The sequence below is a fragment of the Nocardioides sp. genome (assembly GCF_035547795.1).
In the GTDB taxonomy this organism is placed as follows: domain Bacteria; phylum Actinomycetota; class Actinomycetes; order Propionibacteriales; family Nocardioidaceae; genus Nocardioides.
The window spans coordinates 1-5,615 of record NZ_DASZUF010000034.1; the positions used below are offsets into that span (position 1 = coordinate 1).

Sequence of the window (5,615 nt, forward strand, 5' to 3'; positions counted from 1 at the left end):
CGGGGAGAGCGCGAGGCCGAGCAGTCCGGCCTCGCCACCCTCGGCGACGTTGGAGACCGCCCCCGGCACGGCGCCGAGGTCGTGTCGATCCCCGGTGCGCAGGTCGACGCGGTAGACGTGGTGGTCGTCGCGCGAGCTCACCAGGATGTTCTTGCCGCCGGGCAGCGGGGCAAGGCCCCAGGGCACGTCGATCCCGGTGGTGATGGTGCGGACGACCTTGATGTGGCCGGGTTTCGGGCGGGCGGTCGGGCTGGTCGGGCTGGTCGCCGTGCCGCCGTCGGTGGCGGTGCTCCCGCTCGAGCCGGTCTGTCGCGGCGCGCCGCCGCTCTGACCGCCACCGCAGCTGCCCAGTGCCAGGCTCAGTGCCACGACGACGGCCGCGATCCCGAGCTGCCGGAGCCGGCCCATGCCTCGACACTACGCCGCGCCCGGGCGGGCGTGTAGGAGCCGTGTAGAGCCGTCGTGTGGAGCCTCCGCCGTAGGGGCGCGGTGTAGAAGGGAGGCATGGAGATGGTCGCGCTGCATCGCTCCAGGGCGGTCGCCGAGGTCGGCTACGACCCCGACCGCCGAGCGCTGCGCGTCCGCTTCCGCCACGGCGGCCTCTACGAGTACCGCGCCGTCCCGCCCGAGGTCTTCCTGGGCCTGCTCGACTCGGCCCACCCCTGGACGGAGTGGCAGGAGCACATCAAGGCGACCTACGACTGCGACCGGCTCGAATGAACGATCGCCCAGAGATCCGCGGGGCCGCCATCCGAGTTGAACGCTTGTCCAGCAACCCGACAGCATCACCCGCGAACTGAACGGTCGTCCGGCCATCCGACGGGCCGTCGCCCAGATCGAACACTCGTCCAACAAGCCGGCAGGCCGCCACCGGGACCGAACACTCGTCCACCAACCCAGCAGCGTCACTCGCGAATCGAACAGTCATCCGGCCATCCGACGGGCCGGCACCCCACATCGAACGGCCGTTCCGCCGTTGAACGGTTGTCACGCAGCGGACAGTCGTTCATCTCACCGACGACCCACCCGAGACCCAGCACAATCGTTCAACTCGCGGGTGGCACACCCCAACCCCCGCACAATCGTTCAACTCGCAGCCCGCCCGCGCCCAACGCAGCACAATCGTTCATCTCGCGGACGACGAACATACGCACCGCGCCGGCCGCCCACCCGTCACGCCGACAACCCGGCCGCACGACGCCGCGACAACTGCCGCTCGGTGGGCGCAAAGGGACTCGAACCCCTGACATCTTGCTTGTAAGGCAAGCGCTCTAACCAACTGAGCTATGCGCCCTGATGCGGTGGCACAGCCTACGGGAGCGCGGCTCCGCGGCGCGAAATCCGCGGCGCGAAATGGAGTTGAGCCGCTGGCGTCTCGGGTCACCAGCGGCTCAACGACGAGCAGCCTAGGGCCGATCGCCGTGGTTTCCGACCCCACTTGCGAAAATTGGGACCCGCTGTCTAGACAGCTGCCGCCAGCTGACGCAGATGCTCGTCGAGATCGCGACCGTCGGCGTTCGCGTTGTGCACCGACCAACGCACCATGCCCTGCTTGTCGATGACGTACGACGAGCGGCGGGCCGCGCCCGAGCGCTCGTCGAAGACCTCATAGGCACGGGCGACCTCGCCGTGTGGCCAGAAGTCGGAGAGCAGCGGGAAGTTGAGCCCGTCGGCATCGGCGAAGGCCCGCAGCGCGAACATCGGGTCACAGGAGATCGCCAGCGCCTCGGTGTCGAAGGTCAGAAACTCGTCCAGCCGGTCGCGGATGCCCGCCATCTCACCGGTGCACACGCCGGAGAAGGCGAACGGATAGAAGAGCAGCACGACAGCCTTCTTGTCCCGGTACGACGAGAGTGTCACGTCCTGGCCGAACTGGTCACGCAGGGTGAAGTCGGGGGCCGGCCCCCCGATCTGCAGACCAGTCGTCACAGTGCTTCCTCCCAGTTCGCCAGCTCACGCTTGAGCACCTTGCCGGTCGCGTTGCGGGGCAGTTCCGGCAGCACGATGATCTCGCGCGGCACCTTGAACCGGGCGAGGTGGTCCTTCACCCAACCCTTGAGGGTGTCCTCGCTCACCTCGTCGGCGACCACCACGAAGGCGCGCAGCCGCTTCCCGAACTCGACGTCGTCGACGCCGACACAGGCGACCTCGACCACCGCGGGATGGCGGGCCAGGCAGTCCTCGACCTCCTTGGGGAAGACGTTCTCCCCGCCGGAGACGATCATCTCGTCGTCGCGGCCCTCGACGTACAGCCGACCCTCGGCATCGAAACGGCCGACGTCGCCGGAGGACATCAGGCCGTCGATGACCTCCTTGCCGCCCCCGCCGGTGTAGCCCTCGAACAGCAGGCTGTTGCCGACGAAGATCCGACCCGGCTCGCCCTGCGGCACCTCGCGGCCGGCCTCGTCGAGGATCTTCACGACGGTGCCCCACGGCGGCTTGCCGGCCGACGTGGGCGCGGCGCGCAGGTCCTCGGGGGTGGCGATCGAGGCGTAGGCGACCTCGGTCGAGCCGTAGATGTTGTAGAGGTTGTCGCCGTAGCTGTTCATCCACTCCAGCGCCAGGTCGCCCGGCAGCGCCGACCCCGAGGAGGCGACCACCTTCAGCCGGGACAGATCGTAGGAACCACCGACCGCGAGCATCCGCTGCAGCATCACCGGGATGACGACCAGCGAGTCGCAGCCCTCGGTCACCTGCAGCGCGTCGGCCGGGTCGAAGCGGCGGCGCAGCACCATCGTGGAGCCGAGCAGCATCGCCAGCATCAGGTGGGCGAAGCCCCAGGTGTGGAACAGCGGCGCGGCGATGTGGGTGCGCCAGCCCTCCCGCAGCGGCATCCGCGACAGCAGCGAGATCGCGGCGTCGATGCCGGCCTCGTTGCGCGGCGCGCCCTTCGGCGTACCGGTGGTGCCGGAGGTCAGGATGACGATCCGTCCGTGCCGGGAGGGTGCCCTGAGGTCGCTGGTGTCACCGACACTCGCGAGAGCGTCGAGGGTGGGGTCGTCGACCGTCGGGGAGTCGGTCCAGGCCAGGATCCGCTCCTGGATCTCGGCGCCGGCCAGCAGGCCGGTGAACTCCTCGTCGTGGATGACCACCCGGGGCTTCTCGCGTGCCAGCACGTCGACCAGCTGCGGGCCCGCGAAGGCCGTGTTGAGGTAGAGGGAGTCGGCACCGAGCTTGGCGATCGCGACCGTGGCCTCGACGAAGCCCCGGTGGTTGCGGCACATCACCGCCACGCCGTCGCCCTCACCGACGCCACGTGCGGCCAGGGCCCGTGCCAGGGCGTTGGTACGGCGATGCAGCTCGCCGTAGGTCATCTCCCCCAGCTCGTCGACGATGCCGACCCGGTCCGGGTAGCGCGTGGCGAGCATGGTGAAGCCGCCGGCGGGCCCCAGGCCCCAGTCGACGAGGGCCTTGCCGAGCCGGGCGAGCACGACCGGCGAGAACGGCTTGACCACGCCCGAGCTGGCGAGCACCAGCGCGCCGGAGCCAGCGGACACCGCCTTCGCCAGCGCCGCCGAGGGGCGAAGGATCATGCCGGCGTCTTCGGCGCCAGCAGGCGGGTCGCCGCCCAGTCCTTGCTGACCGCGGCGCTGGAGGTCTGCGCGAGACCGGCGATCGGAGCCGCCTCGGCGATGTCGGCCGGGTCGACCGCACCCGGACGCCCCACCTTGGGGGTGAGCAGCCAGATCGAGCCGCCGCCGACCAGGTCGGTGAGGGCGTCCACCAGGCCATCGACCAGGTCGCCGTCGTCCGCGCGCCACCACAGCAGCACCGCGTCGACCACGTTGCCGTAGTCCCCGTCGACGAGATCGGCGTCGACCGCATCCTCGATGGCGATCCTGAGCTCGTCGTCGGTGTCGCTATCCCACCCGAGCTCCTGGATGACCATACCGGTCTTGAAGCCCAAGCGCTCCGCGGGACCCGCAGGGCCTGTCTGGGTGGAGCCTCCACCCGCGGTCGAGCTCACGTCGTCCTCCGCATCCTCGGCAATCTTCGACAACTTCCACCGCGAGCCGCCCGAGGCGGATCACGGTGGTGAGTAGTCCAGCGGAGAACAGCCACGCGCGCAAGCCGTTCGGGCGATCAGGCCGACCGCCGTGCGGCGAACCACGCGCCAACCACCCGCGAACGCCTCGCGCGCGCCCGGTCGAGCGCGGTCGTGACCGAGGGTTGACACGTACTCATCGGTAAATTTCGTGCGCTTGGCGAGAGTGGCACGATGCGAATGTGACCGAAGAAAACACCCCTACTTCCGGCACTCGGGCCGTCGTCATCCACGAGGGCCTGCCGACCCAGCTCCCGGACATCGATCCCGAGGAGACCTCCGACTGGCTCGCGTCCTTCGACGCGCTGGTCGACGAGCGCGGCCGGGAGCGCGCTCGTTACGTGATGCTGCGGCTTCTCGAGCGCGCGCGCGAGATGCAGGTCGGCGTGCCGGCGCTGCGCAGCACCGACTTCATCAACACCATCCCGCCCGAGCGTGAGCCGTGGTTCCCCGGCGACGAGGAGGCGGAGCGGCGCATCCGCGCCTACATCCGCTGGAACGCCGCGGTGATGGTCTCCAGCGCGAACCGCAAGGGCCTCGAGGTCGGCGGTCACATCGCGACCTACCAGTCGAGCGCCAGCCTCTACGAGGTCGGCTTCAACCACTTCTTCCGCGGCAAGGACCATCCCGGCGGCGGCGATCAGATCTACATCCAGGGTCACGCCTCCCCCGGCATCTACGCCCGCGCCTTCCTCGAGGGGCGCCTCACCGAGGAGCAGCTCTTCGCGTTCCGCCAGGAGGTCCAGCACGGACCGCACCAGGGCCTGTCGTCGTACCCGCACCCGCGGCTCATGCCCGAGTTCTGGGAGTTCCCGACGGTCTCGATGGGCCTGACCGGCATCAACTCGATCTACCAGGCGCGGTTCAACCGCTACCTGCACAACCGCGGCATCAAGGACACCTCCCAGCAGCGGGTGTGGGCCTTCCTCGGCGACGGCGAGATGGCCGAGCCGGAGTCGCTGGGCGCGATCCGCATCGCCGCCCGAGAGGAGCTCGACAACCTCACCTGGGTGATCAACTGCAACCTGCAGCAGCTCGACGGCCCCGTCACCGGCAACGGCAAGATCATCCAGGAGCTCGAGGCCAACTTCCGCGGGGCGGGCTGGAACGTCATCAAGGTCATCTGGGGCCGCGAGTGGGACGACCTGCTCGCCCGCGACGTCGACGGCGTGCTGGTGAACAAGATGAACACCACCCCCGACGGCCAGTTCCAGACCTTCTCGGTCGAGACCGGCGCCTACGTCCGCGAGCACTTCTTCGGCAGCGACCCCCGGTTGCGCAAGATGGTCGAGCACATGACCGACGACCAGATCCGCAAGCTGCCGCGCGGCGGCCACGACTACCGCAAGGTGTACGCCGCCTTCGACGCCGCCACCAAGCACGTCGGCCAGCCGACGGTGATCCTGGCGCACACCATCAAGGGCTGGACGATCGACGCCCTCGAGGGCAAGAACGCCACCCACCAGATGAAGAAGCTGACGATGGCGGATCTGAAGAAGTTCCGCGACCGCCTCTACCTGCCGATCTCGGACAAGGACCTCGAGGAGACCTACGAGGCCACCGGCGCGGC

At 69.3% G+C, this 5,615-nt stretch carries 5 protein-coding genes, 1 tRNA gene and 1 pseudogene; 2 read left to right on the forward strand and 5 right to left on the reverse strand.

The genetic code is table 11. From position 1 onward, the window contains the following. Window positions 1-408, reverse strand: a pseudogene (locus VHA72_RS02670) (hypothetical protein); the annotation flags it as partial. A 96-nt stretch (window positions 409-504) separates the two neighbouring features. On the opposite strand from VHA72_RS02670, the gene VHA72_RS02675 reads away from it, so the two are divergent. Next, the gene (locus tag VHA72_RS02675) at window positions 505-720 is read left to right on the forward strand and encodes a KTSC domain-containing protein (RefSeq protein WP_325572902.1); all 216 of its coding nucleotides are present in this window, start codon (window positions 505-507) and stop codon (window positions 718-720) included. A gap of 500 nt (window positions 721-1,220) precedes the next feature. On the opposite strand, the gene VHA72_RS02680 is transcribed toward VHA72_RS02675, so the two are convergent. The 4 genes from VHA72_RS02680 to VHA72_RS02695 form a co-directional block, all read right to left on the reverse strand. Further along, window positions 1,221-1,294: transfer RNA gene (locus VHA72_RS02680), tRNA-Val, on the reverse strand. Window positions 1,295-1,461: 167 nt separating this feature from the next. Then, window positions 1,462-1,929, reverse strand: a complete 468-nt coding sequence (locus VHA72_RS02685) for a peroxiredoxin (protein ID WP_325572903.1) — start codon at window positions 1,927-1,929, stop codon at window positions 1,462-1,464. Further along, window positions 1,926-3,533, reverse strand: a complete 1,608-nt coding sequence (locus tag VHA72_RS02690; protein WP_325572904.1) for an AMP-binding protein — start codon at window positions 3,531-3,533, stop codon at window positions 1,926-1,928. Before VHA72_RS02690 ends, VHA72_RS02685 begins: the two co-directional genes overlap by 4 nt. Next, window positions 3,530-3,967, reverse strand: a complete 438-nt coding sequence (locus VHA72_RS02695) for a DUF3052 domain-containing protein (RefSeq protein WP_325572905.1) — start codon at window positions 3,965-3,967, stop codon at window positions 3,530-3,532. Before VHA72_RS02695 ends, VHA72_RS02690 begins: the two co-directional genes overlap by 4 nt. 260 nt (window positions 3,968-4,227) lie before the next feature. Between VHA72_RS02695 and VHA72_RS02700 the strand changes: the two genes are divergently transcribed. Continuing rightward, the coding region (locus tag VHA72_RS02700; RefSeq protein ID WP_524538563.1) for a pyruvate dehydrogenase E1 component-related protein at window positions 4,228-5,615 on the forward strand (1,388 nt) is incomplete at its 3' end.

Coding starts and splice junctions, on each gene's coding strand:
- VHA72_RS02690 (WP_325572904.1), bottom strand. CDS start 3,533: ATGATCCTTCGCCCCTCGGCGGCGCTGGCGAAGGCGGTGTCCGCTGGC.
- VHA72_RS02675 (WP_325572902.1), top strand. CDS start 505: ATGGAGATGGTCGCGCTGCATCGCTCCAGGGCGGTCGCCGAGGTCGGC.